Source organism: Leptolyngbya sp. DQ-M1 (assembly GCF_039962505.1).
In the GTDB taxonomy this organism is placed as follows: domain Bacteria; phylum Cyanobacteriota; class Cyanobacteriia; order Leptolyngbyales; family Leptolyngbyaceae; genus Leptolyngbya.
Map to the genome: position 1 here is coordinate 400,178 of NZ_JAMPLJ010000002.1, position 20,318 is coordinate 420,495.

The 20,318-nt window shown below is 49.2% G+C and carries 16 protein-coding genes and 1 tRNA gene; 8 read left to right on the forward strand and 9 right to left on the reverse strand.

All coding sequences use genetic code 11. The features are described 5' to 3' along the window. Positions 1-178 precede the first annotated feature (178 nt). Positions 179-2,374, forward strand: coding sequence for an EAL domain-containing protein (locus NC981_RS07815; RefSeq protein ID WP_348242332.1), 2,196 nt, complete (start codon positions 179-181; stop codon positions 2,372-2,374). A gap of 22 nt (positions 2,375-2,396) precedes the next feature. On the opposite strand, the gene mutS is transcribed toward NC981_RS07815, so the two are convergent. The 5 genes from mutS to NC981_RS07840 all read right to left on the reverse strand — a co-directional run bounded on the left by mutS (position 2,397) and on the right by NC981_RS07840 (position 8,403). Further along, positions 2,397-5,069 carry a DNA mismatch repair protein MutS gene (mutS, locus tag NC981_RS07820; RefSeq protein ID WP_348242333.1) on the reverse strand — a complete coding sequence of 891 codons (2,673 nt, stop codon included), beginning with the start codon at positions 5,067-5,069 and terminating at the stop codon, positions 2,397-2,399. A 75-nt stretch (positions 5,070-5,144) separates the two neighbouring features. Beyond that, on the reverse strand, positions 5,145-5,936 hold the full coding sequence (locus NC981_RS07825) for a uroporphyrinogen-III synthase (protein WP_348242334.1): 792 nt from the start codon (positions 5,934-5,936) through the stop codon (positions 5,145-5,147). Beyond that, complete coding sequence (gene cobA, locus NC981_RS07830) at positions 5,933-6,643, reverse strand: uroporphyrinogen-III C-methyltransferase (RefSeq protein WP_348242335.1); 711 nt, start codon at positions 6,641-6,643, stop codon at positions 5,933-5,935. The genes NC981_RS07825 and cobA overlap by 4 nt, the downstream gene beginning before the upstream one ends. A gap of 18 nt (positions 6,644-6,661) precedes the next feature. Continuing rightward, a complete protein-coding gene (locus tag NC981_RS07835; protein WP_348242336.1) occupies positions 6,662-7,507 on the reverse strand; it encodes a M23 family metallopeptidase in 846 nt (281 codons plus the stop codon). 68 nt (positions 7,508-7,575) lie between these two features. Further along, positions 7,576-8,403: an alpha/beta fold hydrolase gene (locus tag NC981_RS07840; protein ID WP_348242337.1), complete on the reverse strand. Its 828-nt coding sequence runs from the start codon at positions 8,401-8,403 to the stop codon at positions 7,576-7,578. 148 nt (positions 8,404-8,551) lie between these two features. On the opposite strand from NC981_RS07840, the gene NC981_RS07845 reads away from it, so the two are divergent. From NC981_RS07845 to NC981_RS07855, 3 genes are all read left to right on the forward strand, one after another. Beyond that, positions 8,552-8,737 carry a hypothetical protein gene (locus tag NC981_RS07845; protein ID WP_190379887.1) on the forward strand — a complete coding sequence of 62 codons (186 nt, stop codon included), beginning with the start codon at positions 8,552-8,554 and terminating at the stop codon, positions 8,735-8,737. A gap of 244 nt (positions 8,738-8,981) precedes the next feature. After that, the gene (metH, locus tag NC981_RS07850) at positions 8,982-12,617 is read left to right on the forward strand and encodes a methionine synthase (protein WP_348242338.1); all 3,636 of its coding nucleotides are present in this window, start codon (positions 8,982-8,984) and stop codon (positions 12,615-12,617) included. A gap of 97 nt (positions 12,618-12,714) precedes the next feature. Continuing rightward, entirely contained in the window at positions 12,715-13,290 is a 576-nt protein-coding gene (locus NC981_RS07855) for a Uma2 family endonuclease (protein ID WP_348242339.1), read from the forward strand. A gap of 95 nt (positions 13,291-13,385) precedes the next feature. Here NC981_RS07855 and NC981_RS07860 read toward each other — a convergent pair whose 3' ends face one another. From NC981_RS07860 to NC981_RS07870, 3 genes are all read right to left on the reverse strand, one after another. Next, entirely contained in the window at positions 13,386-13,550 is a 165-nt protein-coding gene (locus NC981_RS07860; protein ID WP_190379891.1) for a hypothetical protein, read from the reverse strand. A 163-nt stretch (positions 13,551-13,713) separates the two neighbouring features. Beyond that, positions 13,714-14,886: an aminotransferase class V-fold PLP-dependent enzyme gene (locus tag NC981_RS07865; RefSeq protein ID WP_348242340.1), complete on the reverse strand. Its 1,173-nt coding sequence runs from the start codon at positions 14,884-14,886 to the stop codon at positions 13,714-13,716. 5 nt (positions 14,887-14,891) lie between these two features. Continuing rightward, a tRNA-Asn gene (locus NC981_RS07870) sits at positions 14,892-14,963 on the reverse strand. A gap of 131 nt (positions 14,964-15,094) precedes the next feature. On the opposite strand from NC981_RS07870, the gene NC981_RS07875 reads away from it, so the two are divergent. The 4 genes from NC981_RS07875 to NC981_RS07890 all read left to right on the forward strand — a co-directional run bounded on the left by NC981_RS07875 (position 15,095) and on the right by NC981_RS07890 (position 19,204). Then, on the forward strand, positions 15,095-15,649 hold the full coding sequence (locus NC981_RS07875; protein ID WP_190379893.1) for a TRAP transporter small permease subunit: 555 nt from the start codon (positions 15,095-15,097) through the stop codon (positions 15,647-15,649). Next, positions 15,649-17,016: a TRAP transporter large permease subunit gene (locus NC981_RS07880; RefSeq protein ID WP_348242341.1), complete on the forward strand. Its 1,368-nt coding sequence runs from the start codon at positions 15,649-15,651 to the stop codon at positions 17,014-17,016. The genes NC981_RS07875 and NC981_RS07880 overlap by 1 nt, the downstream gene beginning before the upstream one ends. Before the next feature lie 68 nt (positions 17,017-17,084). Continuing rightward, on the forward strand, positions 17,085-18,158 hold the full coding sequence (locus NC981_RS07885; protein WP_348242342.1) for a dipeptide epimerase: 1,074 nt from the start codon (positions 17,085-17,087) through the stop codon (positions 18,156-18,158). Then, positions 18,155-19,204, forward strand: coding sequence for a DUF1611 domain-containing protein (locus NC981_RS07890; protein ID WP_348242343.1), 1,050 nt, complete (start codon positions 18,155-18,157; stop codon positions 19,202-19,204). The genes NC981_RS07885 and NC981_RS07890 overlap by 4 nt, the downstream gene beginning before the upstream one ends. Here the strand turns inward: NC981_RS07890 and NC981_RS07895 are convergent. Continuing rightward, the gene (locus tag NC981_RS07895) at positions 19,201-20,118 is read right to left on the reverse strand and encodes a DNA polymerase III subunit delta' (RefSeq protein WP_348242344.1); all 918 of its coding nucleotides are present in this window, start codon (positions 20,116-20,118) and stop codon (positions 19,201-19,203) included. The genes NC981_RS07890 and NC981_RS07895 overlap by 4 nt on opposite strands. Positions 20,119-20,318 lie beyond the last annotated feature (200 nt).

Consider the following 20,318-nt stretch of genomic DNA (forward strand, 5'->3'; position numbering starts at 1 on the left):
TTTATCCCGATACGATTGTGGGCAAGATAAATACAGTACCGTCGCATTTCCTGTATTCTGGTGCAGAATATTGCGATCACGCTTTATCAGTTGACGTGAAAAATCGAACTCATTCACACAACAAATTTAATAAGGTGTGTTTCCTTCTGAATTGCATTATCTCTTCAAGGTAGCAGGCATGGCAAAGTTGATCGATCCGGAGCCCTCTAACCAGCCCGCAGCAACCGATCCCAGCCCTGCATCCGCGCTGATTCAAGAATCTGAGTGGTTGCTGCAAACCGTCGTGGAAAATCTCAGCGACGGAGTTGTGATCACCGATTTGCAAGATCAGGTACTCTACGTCAACTCACGTCTTGCCAAACTGGTGGGATGTTCCGCCGCAGAAATGGTGGGTAAACCTGCCCATGACTTTTTTCATGAAATTGAAGGATGGCGCGATTTTCAGGACGCTGCCGAACCACAACCGTTCTATGGCTGGAAAGAAGGACAGTTACGCCGCAAAGATGGTCGCAAGTTCTGGGCAGAAGTAAACGTTACCCAACTCGAAGATGCAGCCGGATCAGCGACCGCAACCCTGATTACCGTCAAAGACATCACTGAGCGCAAATGGCTTGAAGAATACCTGCGCCTGTTGGAGTCGGTGGTGGTGAACGCAAATGAAATCGTGATGATTTCGCAGACTGAAGAAGCGGTCGCTGACCCACTCAGCTTAAGAATTATCTATGTCAATGATGCCTTCTCACGCACCACAGGCTATTCCTCTGGCGAAGCGATCGGGAAATCAGCGCTGGTGCTGCTGGGCGAAAAAACCTCAATGGCAGAAGTGAATCGCATCCGTACAGCCTTAAGAAGCTATCAACCTGTACGGGCTGAAGTCGTTCTCTACCGCAAGAACGGCACTCATTTTTGGGTCGATGTCAACATGGTGCCGATTCGCAATGAGCAAGGACAGGTGACCCACTTTGTTTCGGTCATGCGCGAAGTCACCGAACGCAAAATTGTCGAAGAACAACTGCGCCGCAATGCGTTTCACGACTCGCTGACCGGCTTGCCGAATCGGTTGCTGTTTATGGAGCGTTTAACCCAAACGGTTGAGCGTGCTCATGAAGATGAGTCTTATCAGTTTGCGCTGCTGTTTTTGGATCTCGATCGCTTCAAGGTGATCAACGACAGTCTCGGACATATGCTGGGGGATCAGTTGCTAGTTGCGATCGCTCGCCGGCTCGAAGGCTGCCTCAAACAGGAAGATATGGTCGCAAGGCTCGGCGGCGACGAATTCACGATTTTGCTAGAGAACATTCAGCAAGATAGCGATGCGGAAAAGATTGCAGAACGAGTTCAACAAGCCCTTTCAGCGCCGTTTAATCTGAGTGGGCATGAGGTGTTTACTTCTGCGAGTATTGGGATTACGCTCTCTTCAACTGAGTTCGATCGTCCAGAAGATTTGCTCAGGGGTGCAGATATTGCCATGTATCGCGCCAAAGCACAGGGGAAAGCGTGTCATGAAGTGTTTGACACTGATATGCACACGCATGTCGTCGCGCTGATGCAGCTTGAGAATGACTTACGCAAAGCGGTCGAGCGGCAGGAATTTGAGTTGTATTATCAGCCGATTATCGAGCTTGCCAATGGGCGGATTACGGGGTTTGAGGCGCTAGTGCGGTGGCAGCACCCGGAGCAAGGCACGATTTCTCCGGCAAAATTTGTGCCGATCGCCGAAGAAACTGGACTGGTGATTCCGCTGGGACAGTGGGTACTGCGCGAAGCTTGCCGGCAACTGAAGCAATGGCAAGACCAATTTGCATCAGAGCCACCGCTGAGCGTTAGCGTTAACCTTTCGAGCCGACAGTTTTCACAGCCCTATTTGATCGACCAAGTGCGGAAAATTTTGGCTGAAACAGGAGTCGATGCTCGCTGCTTAAAGCTCGAAATTACCGAAAGCGCGATCATGGAAAACACCAAATTTGCTATGGATATGCTGTTGCAACTCAAAGCAATGGGCATTCAGCTATCGGTGGATGACTTTGGCACCGGATATTCTTCACTGGGATATCTCTACCGCTTCCCAATGGATGTGCTGAAAATCGATCAGTCTTTTATCAGTCGGGTCGATGTGGATGGAGAGAAGCTTGAACTGGTTCGCACCATTATTACCCTCGCGTGGAATTTGGGCATGGATGTGGTTGCGGAAGGGGTAGAAACCATGAAGCAACTGACACAGCTAAAAGCGCTGAAGTGTGAGTATGCTCAAGGGTTTCTGTTTTCGGAGCCAGTACCTCAGAGGGATGCAGAAAAACTGATTGTGCAGTCCCAACCTTTTTTGCACCTGAGCCAGACTTTGCCTACCAGCAGCCGATTAGCTGAAGATGCTTAACGCGATCGTTTCGGCGCGTTTATCAAAGTTCGCTAAAGATATCGAGTTGTTGGGTGGGATCTTTCACGGGTTCATTCGGTTTCGCTTTGCTTTTTCGCAGACCGATCGCGATTTTGCTGTGTTTTTCAATTTGTGCCATGACTTGCCGCGCTCGATCAATCACCGAACTGGGTAAGCCTGCGAGCCGTCCGGCTTCGATGCCATAAGAGCGATCGGCTCCTCCGGGCTGGACTTTGTGCAGAAAGATGATCTGCTCTGGCATTTCACGTACCGTAACTTGATAGTTTGCCACGTTGGGCAGGATCGAGGCGAGTTCGTTGAGTTCGTGGTAGTGCGTGGCAAAAATGGTGCGGGCGCGGATTTCGGCGGCGAGATGTTCGGCGACTGCCCAGGCGATCGACAATCCATCAAAGGTGGCTGTCCCGCGTCCGATTTCGTCGAGCAGAACGAGCGAGCGATCCGTTGCGTGATTGAGAATGTTTGCGGTTTCGTTCATTTCCACCATAAACGTGGATTGTCCGGTCGCGAGATCATCAACTGCACCGACGCGGGTAAAGATGCGATCGCAAATTCCTAAACGGGCGGATTCTGCCGGGACGAAGCTTCCGGTCTGAGCTAACAGTTGAATTAAGCCGATTTGCCGCAGGTAACAACTTTTACCGCTGGCATTGGGGCCTGTCAGGACGATTAGATCGGGTGCAGGGGTTCCGAGTTCTGCCGAGTTGGGGACAAAGAAGCCCGCAGGAATCGACTGTTCAACGACGGGATGGCGACCTTCGACGATCGAGATCTCCCGCCCCGGCAAGAGTTTGGGACGACAGTAGTTTTTGAATACAGCTAGTTCAGCGAGTCCCGTAAGGGCATCGACTGCCGCGACTGCGTGAGCGACTTTGCGAATCAGTTCTGCGTGTTCTCCGACTTGCGATCGCAGTCCGACAAAAATCTCGTATTCCAGTTCGCTGATTTCTCGCCGCGCATTCATGATGCGGTTTTCGCGCAGCTTCAGTTCGTCGGTGGTAAAGCGTTCTTCGTTGGTTAAGGTTTGCTTGCGCTCGTAGCCTTCCGGGGGGTGTCCGGCTTTGGCGCGAGAGATACTGATGTAGTAGCCAAAGGCTTTGTTGTAGCCGACTTTGAGCGTTTGAATGCCGGTACGATCGCGTTCGTTTTTCTCTAGTTCTGCCAGCCACTTTTCGTCTTCTGCGGCTTGCGATCGCATTTCGTCGAGTTGAGCCACCCTGTCTGATCGAATCAGTCCGCCCTCTTTGACGGCGATCGGGGGACGTTCGACAAAATGCGTGAGCAGCGTTTGTCCCAACTGTTCTAGAACAGGCGGAACGGTTTGCAAAGCGCGGAGATGCGGAGAGTTTGCACGCGCTACCAAATGCGCCAATTCTGGCAGTTTATTCAGCGATTCTCCGATATGCACTAAATCGCGGGGGGTTGCAGTTCCCGATCCGGCTCGACCTGCTAAACGCTCTAGGTCGTAGATTTGGTGCAGCATTTGCTTGAGGTCTTCGCGCAGCACTCCATCTTTTACCAATTCCTCGATCGTGTCTTGGCGGGTTTCAATTTCAGCAATATCAAGCAGAGGTTGCAATAGCCAGCGTCGAAGGGCGCGACTGCCCATCGGAGTTTCAGTGCGATCGACTGCCCACAGCAATGATCCATGAAACGTGCCATCTCGAACGGTTTGAGTGATTTCTAGGTTACGTCGAGTTTGCGGATCAAGCGTGAGATATTCGGTAATTGTGTAGGTGCAAATGTGCTGGAGGGGAACTTGGGTCGCTTCTGGGATTTTTGATTTTGTGGTGTCGAGAACATTGCGTTCTGAAGTTGATTCGATGTATTCCAGCAATCCACCCGCCGCCCGAACCGCTAACGGTAAATGCTCACAGCCCATGCCTTCAAGCGATCGCACCTTGAAGCGCTCTAACAATCGCTGTCGGGCTTCGGCCTGAGAAAACGGAGTCTGCGATCGCAGTGTGTAGCAAAATTGCGTGGGTAGAGATGCAGGAATGTGAGGCGATCGTTCTCCGGGTCGCAGCAGTCCGCCTAAATCGGGTGCATTCGTCGGAATTAGCACTTCCGCAGGCTGTAACCGCATCAATTCACTGCTGAGCTGATCAAATCCGGTTGATTGCGTGGTTAAAAATTCCCCTGTTGAAATGTCTGCGTATGATAATCCCCAATGATTTCCAGCAATCACAATTGCTGCCAAGAAATTATTGCGCTTCGCGTTCAACATTCCTTCTTCGAGAATGGTTCCCGGAGTAATCACGCGAGTGATTTCACGACGAACTAATCCTTGGGCTTCAGACGGATCTTCTACTTGATCACAAACCGCGATCGCGTATCCTTTTTCCACTAACTGAGCCGAATAGCGATCGAGCGCGTGATGCGGAATACCGGACAATGGAACCCGCCCGACTTCTTTGCCGCCATCTTTTGAAGTCAGAACAATCTCTAATTCACGGGAAACAATCAGCGCATCTTGGAAGAACGTTTCATAAAAATCCCCCACTCGATACACCAAAATCGCATGAGGATATTGATCTTTGAGATCCGCATAGTGCCGCATCATCGGCGTGAGATGCTCACGCTTAACGGCGCGATGATCCGCATAGCGAACCGAATGCTTGATTAAGCGATCGGGCACCCCTTGAGTTGGATCAGGTTGAGTCGGAGAAACAGACATGAAATAGTACGATTTTACTAAATTTAGCTTACCTTAACTCCTCATCTTACCGTGACCCATTTGGGGCCAACTGAATCAAAGCAGGCTCGATTGAGCCACGATCGCTTTAATCAATCCATCCAAAGTGAATTCTTCTGCTTCGATTTCCACGCGGCCAAGCAGAGCGCGACAGGTTTTTGAAGTTTGAGGGCCGATCGACGCAAACTTAACAGTCTTGAGCGATTCAACCCAGTGATCCCCGATCGTTTGGTGCAACAGTTCACAGAAATGTTTCACCGTTTTGGAACTGGCGAACGTGACCAGGTTGGCTGCTTGCTCTTGAATCACAGCGATTGATTTGGCATCGGGAATTCTTGGGCAAGTCGATTGATAGGCGGCAACTTCAGTGATGATCGCACCACGATCGCTAAAGGCTCTCACCAGCACATCGCGTCCACCTGTTTCGACTCTGGGAAAGAGAATTTTTTTCCCATCGACCGACTCTGGGAAATTCACTACCATTGCATCCGCAATATACTCAGGCGGAATAAAATCAGGCTGCAATCCCCGTTGTCTTAAGCGCTGCGCCGTTTTTTCTCCCACAACCGCAATCTTAATCGCTGCTAGACCGCGCAAATCTTTGAGCTGAGACGCTAACCGCTCGAAAAAGTAATCCACGGCATTGGTAGAAGTCAAAATTAGCCAGTCAAACTCACTCAGGCTTGCGATCGCGTGATCTAATTGATCCCAACTTGACGGCGGCACAATTTCGATCGTCGGCATCTCGATCACCTTTGCACCATAATTTTGCAGCGAGTACGAAAACTGACTCGACTGCCCTGCTGCGCGAGTGACGACAATGGTTTTTCCAAATAAAGGCAAATTCATAAGAACGATCGTAGCCTAACAACTTCCCCAATCACAATCACACAAGGCGACAATCGTTGCGGATTGACCTCTTCTAGAATCTCCGAGAGTGTACTACTCCAGATCTCCTGCTGTGGATGACCCGCCCAGCGAATAATCGCGATCGGGGTCTGTTCTGATTTTCCCTGATGGCGTAGCTGTTCGACAATCAGAGGCAGATGTTTTCCTCCCATCAGAATGACAAGTGTATCGAGTTGGGCAAGATTCTGCCAGTTGAGCCGTTCTGGTTCGTGGGCAGTGATCACCGTAAATCCGCGACTTAGAACAGGATCGGTAAGCGGAATGTTGGCAAACAATGGAGCCGCTAATGCTGAAGAAATTCCCGGAACGACTTCGTAAGCGCAATTTGCAGATTTGAGTGCCTGAATTTCTGAGGTGGTTCGCCCGAAAATGAACGGATCACCGCTTTTGAGCCGGACGACTTGCTTACCTTGCTGACATTGTTCAACGAGGAGTCGATCGATCTCCGCTTGTTTCATGCTCGGCTGTCCGCCCCGTTTGCCCACATTGAGCTTGAGACAAGTTTCTGGAGCAAGTTCTAGAAATTGCGAATCGATTAGCGCATCGTAAACGAGGACTTCTGCTTGAGTAAGCAGTTGATAAGCTCGCATGGTTAAATTGCCGATGTCGCCAGGACCTGATCCGACAAGGAAGACTTTACCTGACATAAAATAGCGTTCCTGCAATCATTTCCGAATAAAAGCGATCGGATCTTCTGCCACCCACCCTAGTTTGGAGTTCGATCGCACTTCAAAATGCAAATGAGGTTGCGAGGTCGTTGGGGTTCCAGTCTGTCCAACGGTTCCGATCGTCGTACCGCGCTTGATCTTTTGCCCCACTTTGACGTTAATTCTTGCCAATTGAGCATAGCGCGTTTGATAGCCCTGCTGGTGATTGATCACAACCAGGTTTCCATAGGCGCCTTGATTACCCGCAAACGCAACGGTACCCTCGCCGATCGCTTGAGCCGGAGTTCCCAGACTTGCCAGTAAATCAATCCCACTGTGAAACACAGGTTTCGTCGCTCCATTCGGCAAGTACCAGCCAAAACCGAGCGCGATCGGGGCTGATCCCGACAAAGGTGAACCCGATAACACGCTGGAAACTCCCACCAAGGTTGGTGCGGTTGCTTCATTCGGCGACCAGTTCACACCCGGAACAAATACCACTTTTGGCGATCGCTGACAGCCATTTACCTCATACAGCACATCTGGACGCACTCGATACCGCGCTGCCAAATCCTTTAGGCTCTGTCCAGAGGGCACTTCTACGCGAATTCCGTTATAGGGGGGAATCATCAGTTGTTGTCCCACCGTGGCTTTTCCCGATCGCACATTTGGATTCAATCCCATAAGGGTTGCCGGGATTAGATTGTAGCGAGACGCGATCGACTCTAAGCTTTCTCCAGATTTAACGGTATGCCGCGCCATACGAGATAGAGCCGGAGCCGGACAGCCCACCTCAGCCGACTGAGCCAGCGGCATCATTCCAAAACTCAACATTCCAGCAAGGAGCCACCCACGGTACTGCATAGCTTGATCAATCAATATAGTGCTGCCGATTGTTGGACGAGTCTAGCACTGGGTTGTTTCACATTGGGCTAAACTGCTTGTCTTTTCAGAAATGGAATTAGGGCTTCGCACACTTTTTCGTGCCAGTCTTCTTGCGGGTAATGTCCCACTTCATCAAGCTCAGCGAGTTCGGCTTTGAGCGATCGTGCCGGAGCGATCGACAACCAAGGATCACGCATTCCCCAGCCGATCAGGAGTGGATTTTTCCAAGTCGCCAAGCCTGCCTCAATTTCTGCGGTCGCTTGCTTAAGCTGTAAGTTTTGAAGAATCGCCAGCAGCGATCGACCCACATCCGAAGTTTTCAGCCACGGACGACGATACACATCGAGATCAGAATCTTCGATCCGATAACCACCAGCGCCCTCTAGGGTGCGATCAACCAGAAGTGGATCTTGCGTCATCATGTCGCCCACCAATGGAATGCTCATTTGTTGTAGTTTCCAAGGCAGTTTTGCACCTTCGATCGGACAGTTAAAAATCGCCAGTCGCTCAACCTGCTCCGGGTGTCTGAGCGCGTATTGAATTCCGACTGAACCGAGAAAGCCTTGAGCGACGATCGACACCTTTTCAAATCCAAACTGAGCAATCAACGCTTCGAGTGCCGAAATAAACGCATCGGGCGTATAAGCAAAGTCGCGGCGATCCGGCATACTCGAATACCCACAGCCGATCCAATCGGGTGCGATCGCTCTAAATCCTTGTTCTGCTAGAACGGGTAAAACATTGCGCCAGCTGTAACCCTGAGAAACTAAGCCATGCAGCAAAATGACCGGAGTGCGAGCGCTATCATTCGTCGGTTCTGCCTCACGGTAAAACCAATTCAGCGATCCAACCTCAATCCGCTTGCCTGACTCCATATTTGTTCCTCCTGCGCCTTCCTGTGAGCTTACCGCGTTTCGGAACGCTAATCTATTGTCAGAAACTTATAACAAAGTAATATTTTGTAGTTTTAGATACAGAATTTATCTGTTATATTAGTCATATAGACAAAAAGGAGAACAGAGTATGTCGATTCAAGATCAAGCACGGGCATTAATGGTGCGTCACCGTCAAATGGCGCGGAACCGCGAACAGTCCATGTTGACTCGTCAAGCAAATGAAATTGGAATGCCTTCAGAATCTGCGCAAGTGGTTCACAACAAAACAACGAACCTCGAAGGCTACGATCGCAGCAACGTCGGCTTAAGCTGAGCAGAAATTTTGGAATTAAAGTTAAACAGGCGTTCTTCAAATGAAGAGCGCCTTTTAATGTTGGGTTGAGTCTTAGTGGGGCGAATCAATTCGCTCCCTCCAAAAACGAAATAAATGTGTCAAAGTTAAAATATGTAGCTATTGTGAAGTGTCACGGTGGCGGCTTTTCTTCGTCACCAGATTCAACTTAAAAAGAACTCAGGGTTTTTACTCAATCTGTTGTTTAGTTGCTGAAGTTTCTGTTATGAATAGTGCCTTCCTAACCCGCCTTCATAGTCCTGAGCGCCCTGTCATTGTATTTGATGGCGCAATGGGAACAAATATCCAGTCACAGAATTTAACGGCTGAAGACTTTGGAGGGGCAGAGTACGAGGGCTGTAATGAGTATTTAGTGCAAACAAAACCAGAAGCGATCGCCAAAGTTCACTGTGATTTTCTAGCAGCAGGCGCAGACGTAATTGAAACCGATACGTTCGGTACCAGCCCGTTTGTGTTAGCAGAATATGGATTACAGGATCAAGCGTATGATTTGAGCAAAAAAGCCGCAGAACTGGCGAAACACTGTGCAGCAGAGTTTTCAACTCCGGAGAAACCTAGATTTGTTGCGGGTTCAATGGGCCCTGGAACAAAGCTGCCAACGTTGGGACACATTACATACGACGAACTCAAAGAAGCCTTTACGATTCAGGCAGAAGGCTTGTTTGACGGTGGCGTGGATTTATTCATCATCGAAACTTGTCAGGATGTACTGCAAATTAAAGCAGCATTAAACGCAGTAGAAGCGGTGTTTGCCAAAAAAGGAGAGCGTCGTCCTTTGATGGTTTCGGTCACGATGGAAGTTCAGGGCACGATGCTCGTCGGAACCGATATTAGCGGTGTGTTAGCGATTTTAGAGCCGTATCCGATCGATATTCTCGGTTTGAACTGTGCGACCGGGCCTGATCGCATGGCAGAACACATTAAATATCTAACTGAAAATGCGCCATTTGTTGTCTCCTGTATCCCCAACGCAGGCTTACCCGAAAATATCGGCGGTCATGCTCACTACAAATTAACGCCTATTGAACTTCAAATGGCGCTGCATAAATTCATTGAAGATTGGGGCGTTCAAGTGATCGGTGGCTGTTGTGGCACTCGTCCAGACCACATCAAAGCATTGGCAGAAGCAGCCGCGACGATGACACCGAAGGAACGTAAAGTTCGAGTCAGTGAACGCGCTTGGATGAATGGTCAGGTCTTTGAATCTAAAACACCCAGACCAACGCTCGGATACACACCTTCAGCAGCATCAATTTACACAGCACAACCCTATGAGCAAGATAATTCTTTCTTGCTCGTCGGTGAAAGATTGAACGCTAGCGGCTCAAAGAAAGTCCGCGAATTGTTGAATGTGGATGATTGGGATGGATTAATTGCGATCGCAAAATCCCAAGTCAAAGAAGGTGCTCACGTTCTCGATGTCAACGTCGATTATGTCGGACGCGATGGCGAACGTGACATGAAAGAATTGGTGTCGCGCTTAGTTACAAATGTCACGATCCCCCTGATGCTTGACTCGACCGAATGGCAAAAGATGGAGGCAGGGCTGAAAGTCGCGGGCGGTAAGTGCATTCTCAACTCGACCAACTACGAAGACGGTGATGAGCGATTCTTCAAAGTGTTAGAGCTTGCCAAGGAATATGGCGCAGGTGTCGTGATTGGAACGATCGACGAAGAAGGCATGGCGAGAACGGCGGAGAAGAAATTCCAGATTGCTCAACGGGCTTATCGGGATGCGCTAGAGTTCGGCATTCCGCCGCATGAAATCTTTTTCGATACCTTAGCGTTGCCGATTTCAACGGGGATCGAAGAAGACCGTGAGAATGCCAAAGCGACGATCGAGTCGATTCGGATGATCCGCGAGAATTTGTCGGGTGTGCATTTCATGGTGGGTGTCTCGAATATCTCATTCGGGTTGAGTCCAGCCGCTCGGATTACACTGAATTCTATGTTTCTGCACGAAGCCACGATCGCAGGAATGGACGGCGCGATCGTCTCGGCAGCAAAAATTTTGCCGATCGCGAAAATTGACCCCGAACATCAAGAAGTTTGTCGAGATTTGATCTACGATCGTCGCCGCTTTGAAGGAGATATCTGCGTTTACGATCCGCTGACGAAGCTGACCGAACTGTTTGAAGGCGTGAGCGCGAAAGATGCGCGATCAAATAATACCCTGGCGGATTTACCGATCGAAGAACGCCTGAAGCAGCACATTATTGATGGCGAACGCATTGGATTAGAAGATGCGTTGAAGATTGCATTAGAAACCTATGCACCGTTGCACATCATTAATACTTTCTTGCTTGATGGCATGAAAGTCGTCGGTGAGTTGTTCGGTTCTGGTCAAATGCAATTACCGTTTGTGTTGCAGTCTGCGGAAACGATGAAGTCTGCTGTAGCATTTCTCGAACCATTCATGGAAAAAACCGAGAGCAATGACAGTGGTAAAGGTAAGTTCTTGATTGCAACGGTTAAAGGTGATGTTCACGATATCGGTAAGAATCTCGTTGACATTATCTTGACTAACAACGGTTACAAAGTGATTAACTTAGGTATTAAACAACCTGTTGACGCAATTATTGATGCTTACGTTCAGCATCAACCCGATTGTATTGCGATGAGTGGTTTGCTGGTGAAATCTACCGCATTCATGAAGGAAAATCTGGAAATTTTCAACGAAAAAGGGATCAGTGTCCCGGTGATTTTGGGGGGTGCGGCACTGACTCCAAAATTTGTCTATGAGGACTGCCAGAATGTTTACAAAGGTCAAGTGATCTACGGTCGAGATGCGTTCGCAGATTTGACCTTTATGGATCGATTGATGCCTGCGAAGAAAGAAGGGTTCTGGAGTGAGACCGAAGGCTTTCAAGGCGATTATGCTCAGTTTAATCAGAAAGGTCGTAAAGCGATCGAACAAGCCGAAAGCGAATTGAACGGTGAACCAAAGCAGAAATCGGACGAACCGGAAGCGATCGATTTAGTGCGATCGGAGGCGGTCGCGATCGACGTTCCGCGCCCAACGCCGCCCTTCTGGGGAACGAAGGTTCTCAATCCTGAAAATCTTCCGATCGATGAACTCTTCTGGCATTTGGATCTGCAAGCGCTAGTGGTGGGGCAGTGGCAATTCCGCAAGCCAAAAGACCAATCGCGTGAAGAATACGATGCGTTTCTGGCTGAGAAAGTTTATCCGGTACTCGCTCGTTGGAAGCAGCGCATCTGCACCGAACATCTTTTGCATCCTCAATTGATTTACGGCTATTTCCCTTGCGTTGCCGAAGGCAATTCCGTTCACGTTTACGATCCGGTTGTGATTGAGAAAGGCTTAACGCCTGAAACTGCCACTCCGCTCGTCACCTGGACGTTTCCGCGCCAGAAGTCACTCCGCCGTTTGTGCATTGCTGACTTCTTTCGCCCGATCGCCGAAAATCAGTTCGATGTTCTGCCGATGCAAGCCGTCACAATGGGACATATTGCCACCGAAGTAGCACAGGAGCTTTTCAAAGCAAACAACTACACCGAGTATCTCTACTTCCACGGTATGGCGGTACAGATGGCGGAAGCGCTGGCAGAGTGGGCACACGCTCGAATTCGTCGCGAGTTGGGCTACGGTGATTCCGAACCCGATAACATTCGCGATATGTTAGCGCAGCGTTATCAAGGGTCGCGCTATAGCTTCGGCTACCCGGCTTGCCCGAATGTGTCTGATCAGTTTAAACAGTTAGAGCTATTAGACACAGAGCGAATCGGAATGTCGATGGATGAAAGTGAGCAGCTTTATCCAGAGCAATCGACGACGGCATTTGTGGTCTATCACCCGACTGCGAAATACTTCAGCGCGTAGGAAGCGATCGATTTTAGGATTGGCGAGGTGCGATTGCTCCAGAGTGCGATCGTATCTCTCTTGCTATCGTATAAGCAGAACATTGCAGGAAATTATCATGCAATCTACTGAAGTTACACGCTACACACCTGAAGAGTACCTAGCTCTAGAAGAGACAGCCGAATTTAAAAGTGAATATCATGATGGAGAAATCATCCCAGTGACGGGTGGATCGCTGAATCACAACGAAGTTATCACAAATTTGTGCGCCTTAAAGCCTCTGTTGCGCCGTCAAGGATGTCGTTTCTTCTCTAGTGATGTTCGATTGTGGCTTCCGCAGTATCGTAAGTTCGTTTATCCAGATGTAATGGTGATTGAGGGTGAACCTGTTCTCTACCAAAATCGAGTTGATACCGTGGTCAATCCTAAAGTGATTATCGAAGTTCTGTCGAAATCAACACAGGACTATGACATGACCGATAAATTTAGATATTACCGATCGATTCCCGAACTTCAAGAATATATTGTGGTAAGCCAGTATTTTGCAGATGTGCAGCAATACACAAAAACCGATCAAGACTTTTGGATTTATCGCAGCTATGAATTGATCGAAAACACTTTGAAGTTTGGCACGATCGACGCTGAAATTACATTATCCGAAATCTACGAAGGCATCTCTTTTGATGCAGTTTAAAGACCAAAAGACGATCGCGCATTCTAATCTCGGTAAGGCGTTAAAAGTATCCGAGTAGCGCGATCGTCGAAAAATTGTTTCTTATCAATCTAAATCTAATCTCGATGTTCTTGAGACTCGCAGCCTTGCATCAAACAGCGTTCTAGCAATGCAACGCGGTAATAATACGAATAGCGTCGCGGGTTTAGAATTAACGGACAGGCGATGTGAAAAATTGGCTGATTAAGATATTGCCAAAGCGGGAATCGAAGTTTTAACATGAGCAGCCATGATGAAAGTACCAAGTGAAGGGCGACACTGAGGAAGTTAAAACTTCGCCCCCTGAGTCGTCTACTGGTTCTAGAATGACAAACTTGCCCCCTAATTTTCCTGGTAAGGATTGCGGATTCTGCTTGAGCGCTTCACTCCCAAAGATCAGTAATTTTAATGAGAGAATCTAGCGTGTAATAGGGACAGCAAAGATTTTCCTAGATACTCGTATTGCTCAGGGGTGTTGTAAAGCTGAGCAGAAATGCGAACTAACCGATGCGGGGCTTGGGGAAACGGCACGATCGGCACTTCGATCTCAAATTTCTCGAATAGCGCATCCTGGAGTTCAACATAAGAGCCATCGGGAAGTGGAATCGTTGCCAGTGAGCCGACCATTTCTTCAGGACAAGGTGGCGCGACATCCAGCAGTTCACAAAGTCGAGTTCGAGCCGCGATCGTGGTTGATCGATTTCTCGCTCTCAGTTCTGCCCAGCCGCCCGGAAGCAGCGAACCCATAAACTCGATCGCGCTCTTAACTGATAAATAAGCCGTTGGATCATCGGTTCCCATCCAATCAAACTCAAGCTGAAACCGAGAACGATCGCGCCTCGGAGAATTCGCGCCATGACTGATCGTGAGCGGTCGAATCTCAGCTTGTCTCTCCTTTTTCACGTACAGAAAAGCTGCTCCTTTCGGCGCACACATCCACTTATGACAAGTCGAAGCGTAATACGTTGCGCCCAGTTCGGTTAGATTCAAATCCACCATGCCAGGAGCATGAGCACCATCGATGAGCGTATCGATTCCACGATCGGACAAAGCCCGAACTATCTGTGCGATCGGAAAAACCATCCCCGTTTGGCTCACCACGTGATCAATTAAAGCGAGTCGCGTTCGATCGCTCACTTTAGAAAGCACTGCTTCAGTCACTTGCTCCGGGGACTCGATCGGATAGGGAACCTCTGCCACAACAACCGATGCCCCTGATCTCGCCGCCACAAAATCGAGCGCATTTCGACAGGCGTTGTATTCCTGATTCGTGGTGAGAAGTTCATCGCTTGGAGAGAAGGTCAGCGATCGCAACACCGCATTCACGCCCGTTGTCGCATTCGGCACAAACACCAATTCCTCAACCTCTGCCCCAACAAACGCCGCTAGTGCTTCTCGCGCTTGATCCAATAGCCCTTCAAATTCGCGACCTAAGAATCGGAGCGGCTGCCGTTCTAGCCTTGCGCGAAATTCTTGCTGCACTTCTAGAACCGCGATCGGACAGGCTCCGAACGATCCGTGATTCAAAAAGGTGCAGATCGGATCAAGTAACCAAAACTGCAAAAACTGATTCTTCATTTAAACTCCCCAGACAGGATTCGAACCTGTGACCAATCGATTAACAGTCGATCGCTCTACCGCTGAGCTACTGAGGATTGCGCTCTCTTGCGAAAACAATAATAACAACAAAGCAGCGATCTTTGCAAGATATTTCTCAAAATTGCTAAATCATCAATCAGACAGCGGAGTATGGTCAAATGAAAAAACCGCGATCGAGGCAAGCTTCATGGTATCAGAACCCCCCACCCTTCACCGTTTACTCAGACTCTCCAGCGCGATCGACCGATTCAACGAAGTGATCGGACGCTTGACGCTTTGGCTCGTTTTGCTGATGGTTGCACTCGGCGTGTGGAACGTCATTGGACGGTATGTGGGCAAAGCAATCGGGCAAAATCTCACCTCGAACTCTTTAATTGAGGGTCAGTGGTATGTGTTTGATTTGGTCTTTCTGCTCGGAGCCGCCTACACGCTAAAGCACGATGAGCACGTTCGGGTGGATGTGTTCTACAGCCGTTGGAGCCGCAAAACGAAAGCACTGGCTGATTTTTTAGGGACACTGTTCTTTTTGATTCCGTTTTGTGGGCTGGTGATTTATTTTTCCTGGGGGACGATCGTGGAGTCGTGGATCACGCGCGAAGGTTCTCCTGATCCGGGTGGCTTAGCACGCTATCCCATTAAAACGATGATTATTGTCAGCTTTACGCTGTTAATCGTGCAGGGCATTTCGGAACTAATCAAGAACTGGGCGATTTATCGCGGACATCTACAGGAGCGCGAGTAATGGACTTCTGGAATCAATACGAGATTGTTTTCGATTCGGAGTGGTTGGGGCCGCTGATGTTTGTTGGGGCGCTGGTGCTGCTGTCGTTTGGCTATCCGGTGGCGTTCGCGCTGGGGGGAGTTGCGATCGTCTTTGCCATTATCGGGATTGTATTAGGCGTATTTGATCCGGTGTTTCTCACGGCAATGCCTCAACGGATCTTTGGCACGATGTCAAACTATACGCTGTTGGCGATTCCCTATTTTATCTTTATGGGATCGATGTTAGAGCGATCGGGCATTGCAGAACGATTGCTCGAAACCGTTGGAATTTTGCTCGGAAAGTTACGGGGCGGTTTAGCCTTAGCGGTGGTGTTAGTCGGCGCATTGTTGGCGGCAACCACCGGAGTCGTCGCGGCAACGGTTGTGGCAATGGGACTGATATCGCTGCCGATTATGCTGCGGTATGGCTACAACAAAGAATTAGCAACCGGAGTAATTGCAGCATCGGGAACGCTGGGGCAAATTATTCCGCCGAGTGTGGTGCTGGTGGTGTTGGGCGATCAGTTGGGGGTGTCGGTCGGGGATTTGTTCGTCGGATCGGTGATTCCTGGATTGATGATGGCGGGAGCGTTTGCGCTGCACGTCTTGATTGTGGCTTGGATTCGTCCCGATGTTGCGCCTGCCTTGCCCGAAGCAGTGCGGAAAGACTTTGGCGGAAAAGGATTTTTGCAGCGGGTGTTTAGCGCGATCGTGCCTCCTCTGGTTTTAATCCTGCTTGTTTTAGGCAGTATTTTCTTCGGGTATGCCACCCCGACCGAAGCGGGGGCAGTCGGAAGTTTAGGCGCGATCGTGCTGGCAGCGTTAAACCGCCAATTGAGTTGGGAATCGCTCAAAGGCGTGTGCGATGTGACGCTGCGAAATACCAGCATGGTTGTGTTTATTTTGTTTGGTTCAACTGCGTTTAGTTTGGTATTTCGGGGATTGGATGGCGATCGCTTTGTGTTTGATGCGCTGACAAACTTACCGGGCGAAGAAGTAGGATTTCTAGCGGTCAGCATGCTTGTGGTGTTTCTGCTAGGATTTTTTATTGATTTCTTTGAGATTTGTTTTATCGTTGTACCGCTATTTGTTCCGGTGGCGCGGGAGTTAAATCTGGATCTCGTTTGGTATGGCGTAGTGTTGGGCGCAAATCTGCAAACTTCCTTTCTCACCCCACCGTTTGGATTTGCACTGTTTTATCTTCGGAGTGTTGCGCCCGAAGGTGTAACCACTACCAACATTTATAAAGGCGTGGTTCCGTTTATTTTGCTGCAATTGTTGGTGTTGGTGTTGATCATTGTATTTCCGGGAATTGTGGGATTCTTGCCGTCGATCGCAAAAACATAAATTCGGTGAAACACTGTCCATAGAATCGGTTTTACCAGTAAGCTGAACAGTGCTGCTTACTCAGGGCTATGCAAGTTCAGATTCAGACCTTCACAGTTCATAAACGGTTCGCGCTTAAAATTAGTCGCGGCACAACGGCTCAAACCACTAATGTCTGGATCAAAATTGAGCAGGATGGAATCGAAGGTTGGGGCGAAGCATCCCCGTTTTCGATCGGCGAACAACCGCAAACAACCGAAATCATTGCCCGCTCTTTGCAAGCGATCGCGCCTCTCTTCAAAGCGATTCATCCGCTCGAACGTCAGCGAATTGATCAACTTTTGACTCAATCAAAACTGCCTTCTGCGGCTCGTGCTGCGATCGATCTTGCTTTACACGATTGGTTAGGAAAATCCGCCAATCTACCCCTGTGGAAACTGTGGGGCTTGGAGCGCGACCGGATTGTGCCAACTTCGGTGACGATCGGAATTAACACGCCTGAAGGTGCAAAACAACGAGTTAAAGACTGGCTTGGTCAAGGAACGGTCGAATCTCCCTGGCAGGATATTCAAGCGCTGAAAGTCAAGCTCGGCAGCCCTGAAGGAATTGCAGCAGACCAAGCTATGTTTGAAGCGGTGCGAGAAGCGGCTCCAAACATTAATCAGATTAGTGTCGATGCAAATGGGGGCTGGACAGTTGAAACAGCGCTGAAGATGGCGCATTGGTTAAACGATCGCAATGTCACTTACATCGAGCAACCTTTAGCGAAAGGACAAGAAGCTGAATTACCTAAACTATTCAATCTTTCACCGTTGCCGATTTTTGTTGATGAGAGTTGTTTTGATAGTCGATCGATTCCAGCGTTGAGCGATCGGGTTCACGGTATCAATATTAAGCTGATGAAATCAGGCGGTTTGAGCGAAGCGCTCCGAATGATTTATGTCGCTAAAGCACACAATCTCAAAGTGATGTTTGGCTGTTATTCAGATAGTTCATTGTTGAATAGCGCGATCGCACAGTTATCTCCTTTAGCAGATTATCTCGATCTCGATAGTCATTTGAATTTGATTGATGATCCATTTGTCGGTGCAAGCTTTCAAAACGGGCGCGTCATTCCAAGTGATCGTTCAGGGTTAGGAGTTGTCCTCAGAGGAGAGAGATGATGCTGAGATCGAACGATCGGGTTGCAGTGCTTTTACACAAGGGCATTCAGGGCACACAGGGAAAAACAGGACTCACTTTTACTCGCTATCGTTCTGATGCGGTAGTTGCAATCATTGATCAAGACTGTGCAGGACAATCTTTTCGAGCATTAACCTCGATCGCGTGTGATGCCCCGATTGTCAGTTCGATAGTTGAAGCACTTAAGTATCAGCCAACTGTGCTGTTAATTGGAATTGCACCATCGGGCGGAGTGTTACCGGAGGCTTGGTTAACAGAGATTGAGCAAGCGGTTGATGCGGGACTGTCGATCGTGAATGGACTTCATACAAAACTCACGCCCAGGCTGAAGGATCGATTAAAGCCTGGACAATGGATCTGGGATATCCGCCAAGAGCCGATCGGACTAAAAGTTGGAAGTGGTGCAGCGCGATCGCTCCCCTGCTTGAGAGTGCTAACCGTGGGAACTGATATGAGCATCGGTAAGATGTCTACCAGTTTAGAACTGGATCGCGTGGCTCAAAAACGGGGGATACGATCGAAGTTTCTCGGTACAGGTCAAGCCGGCATGATGATTTCCGGTGATGGCATTCCTTTAGATGCGATTCGAGTAGACTTTGCTTCTGGAGCCGTTGAACAGTTAGTCATGCGCTCTGCGAACTTTGATCTGCTCCACATTGAAGGACAAGGTTCAATCTTTAATCCCGCTTCGACTGCAACTTTACCCTTGATTCGAGGTTCCCAGCCTACGCATTTAATTCTGGTACACAGAGCCGGACAAACACACATCCGCAACTTTCCTCACGTCCCGATTCCACCCCTGAAAACTGCGGTTCAGGTTTACGAGTCGCTGGCAGCAGGGGGTGGAGCGTTTACAGCGTGTAAAGTTGCGGCGATCGCGCTCAATACCGCTCATCTGGATCAAGAAGCAGCAGAACGAGCGATCGCACAAACTCAGACAGAAACAAACTTACCTTGTACCGATCCCGTTCGATTTGGAGCAGATCTGCTTTTAGATGCAATTCTGAATACTGAACCCGCAATCTAAGTGCAAAGCTCCATCCACATTACTTCCCAAACTAGCTGCGGTTGTACATAAGCCAGCAATTGTTCTTTTGCTTTCTCAAGCAATTGAATCGATCGAGAACTACGGCTCTGTGCCCAATACACCTGCTGCAAATAATCAATTAGCCAAAGCTGCGTTTCACCATCGATCGTTTTTGCGATCGTTCTTGCCACGGTTAAAGCTTGCCTCAACGACTTCGGAGGATTGACGACCGATTGAATCAGTTCTGGTGGAATCGATTCGAGCGTCTGTTGATGAGCGATCGCCGCTCCCGGACTGCCTTGTGCTAAGGCTAACAATTGCGGTTTCGATAAAATCTCTGCGTGTCCCACTTGTTTCAGGACTTGCGCCATTGAATCAGTATCGAGTCGTGCAAACGGAATGCGCTGACAGCGAGACACGATCGTCGGCAAAACCGAATCTACACTGGTTGCTAATAAAATAATCGTTGCTCTTCCCGGTTCTTCGAGCGTTTTTAGTAACGCATTTGCGGCGGCTTCCGGCATCGTTTCTGCTTGTTCGATCACGATCGCCGATCGTCGAGCTTCTAGCGGCGGACGACTGAGAAACTGACTCACTTCCCGAATTTGCTCTAATCGAATCATCGGCGGCGTTTTGCGCTTGACTCCAGCCGCTTCGGCCTCGATCGCGCTCAGTCGTTTTCCTTGATGCAAGTAAGTCGGCCCAACCCAAAGTAAATCGGGATGATTGCGACTGAGAATCCGAGCGCGTGAAGACGACAACAGCGATTCGAGAAAGCATTCAGCCGCAAGACGCTTTCCGATGCCCGCCGTTCCAGTGAAGAGATAAGCGGGCGCGAGACGATCGACCGTGATCGCTCGTTCTAACAGTTCAACGGCTTGAGACTGACCGATCAGGGTTGCAAAAGCAGACATGAGCTAGCGCAATGGTGAATGCTTAGTGTAATTCAATTAGAAGCACGTTGCATATGGTTTAGCTTTGCTGACCACAACTGCAATTTTTCGCCGATCTTGTTCAGCAATAATTAGCTTTTCTACGCCGAGGTCAAAGAAGAGACTGGTAAGGCCTGGGATCGGAAGCGTGTACGGTTCCTGGTGATTGTCCAACCCTCCTT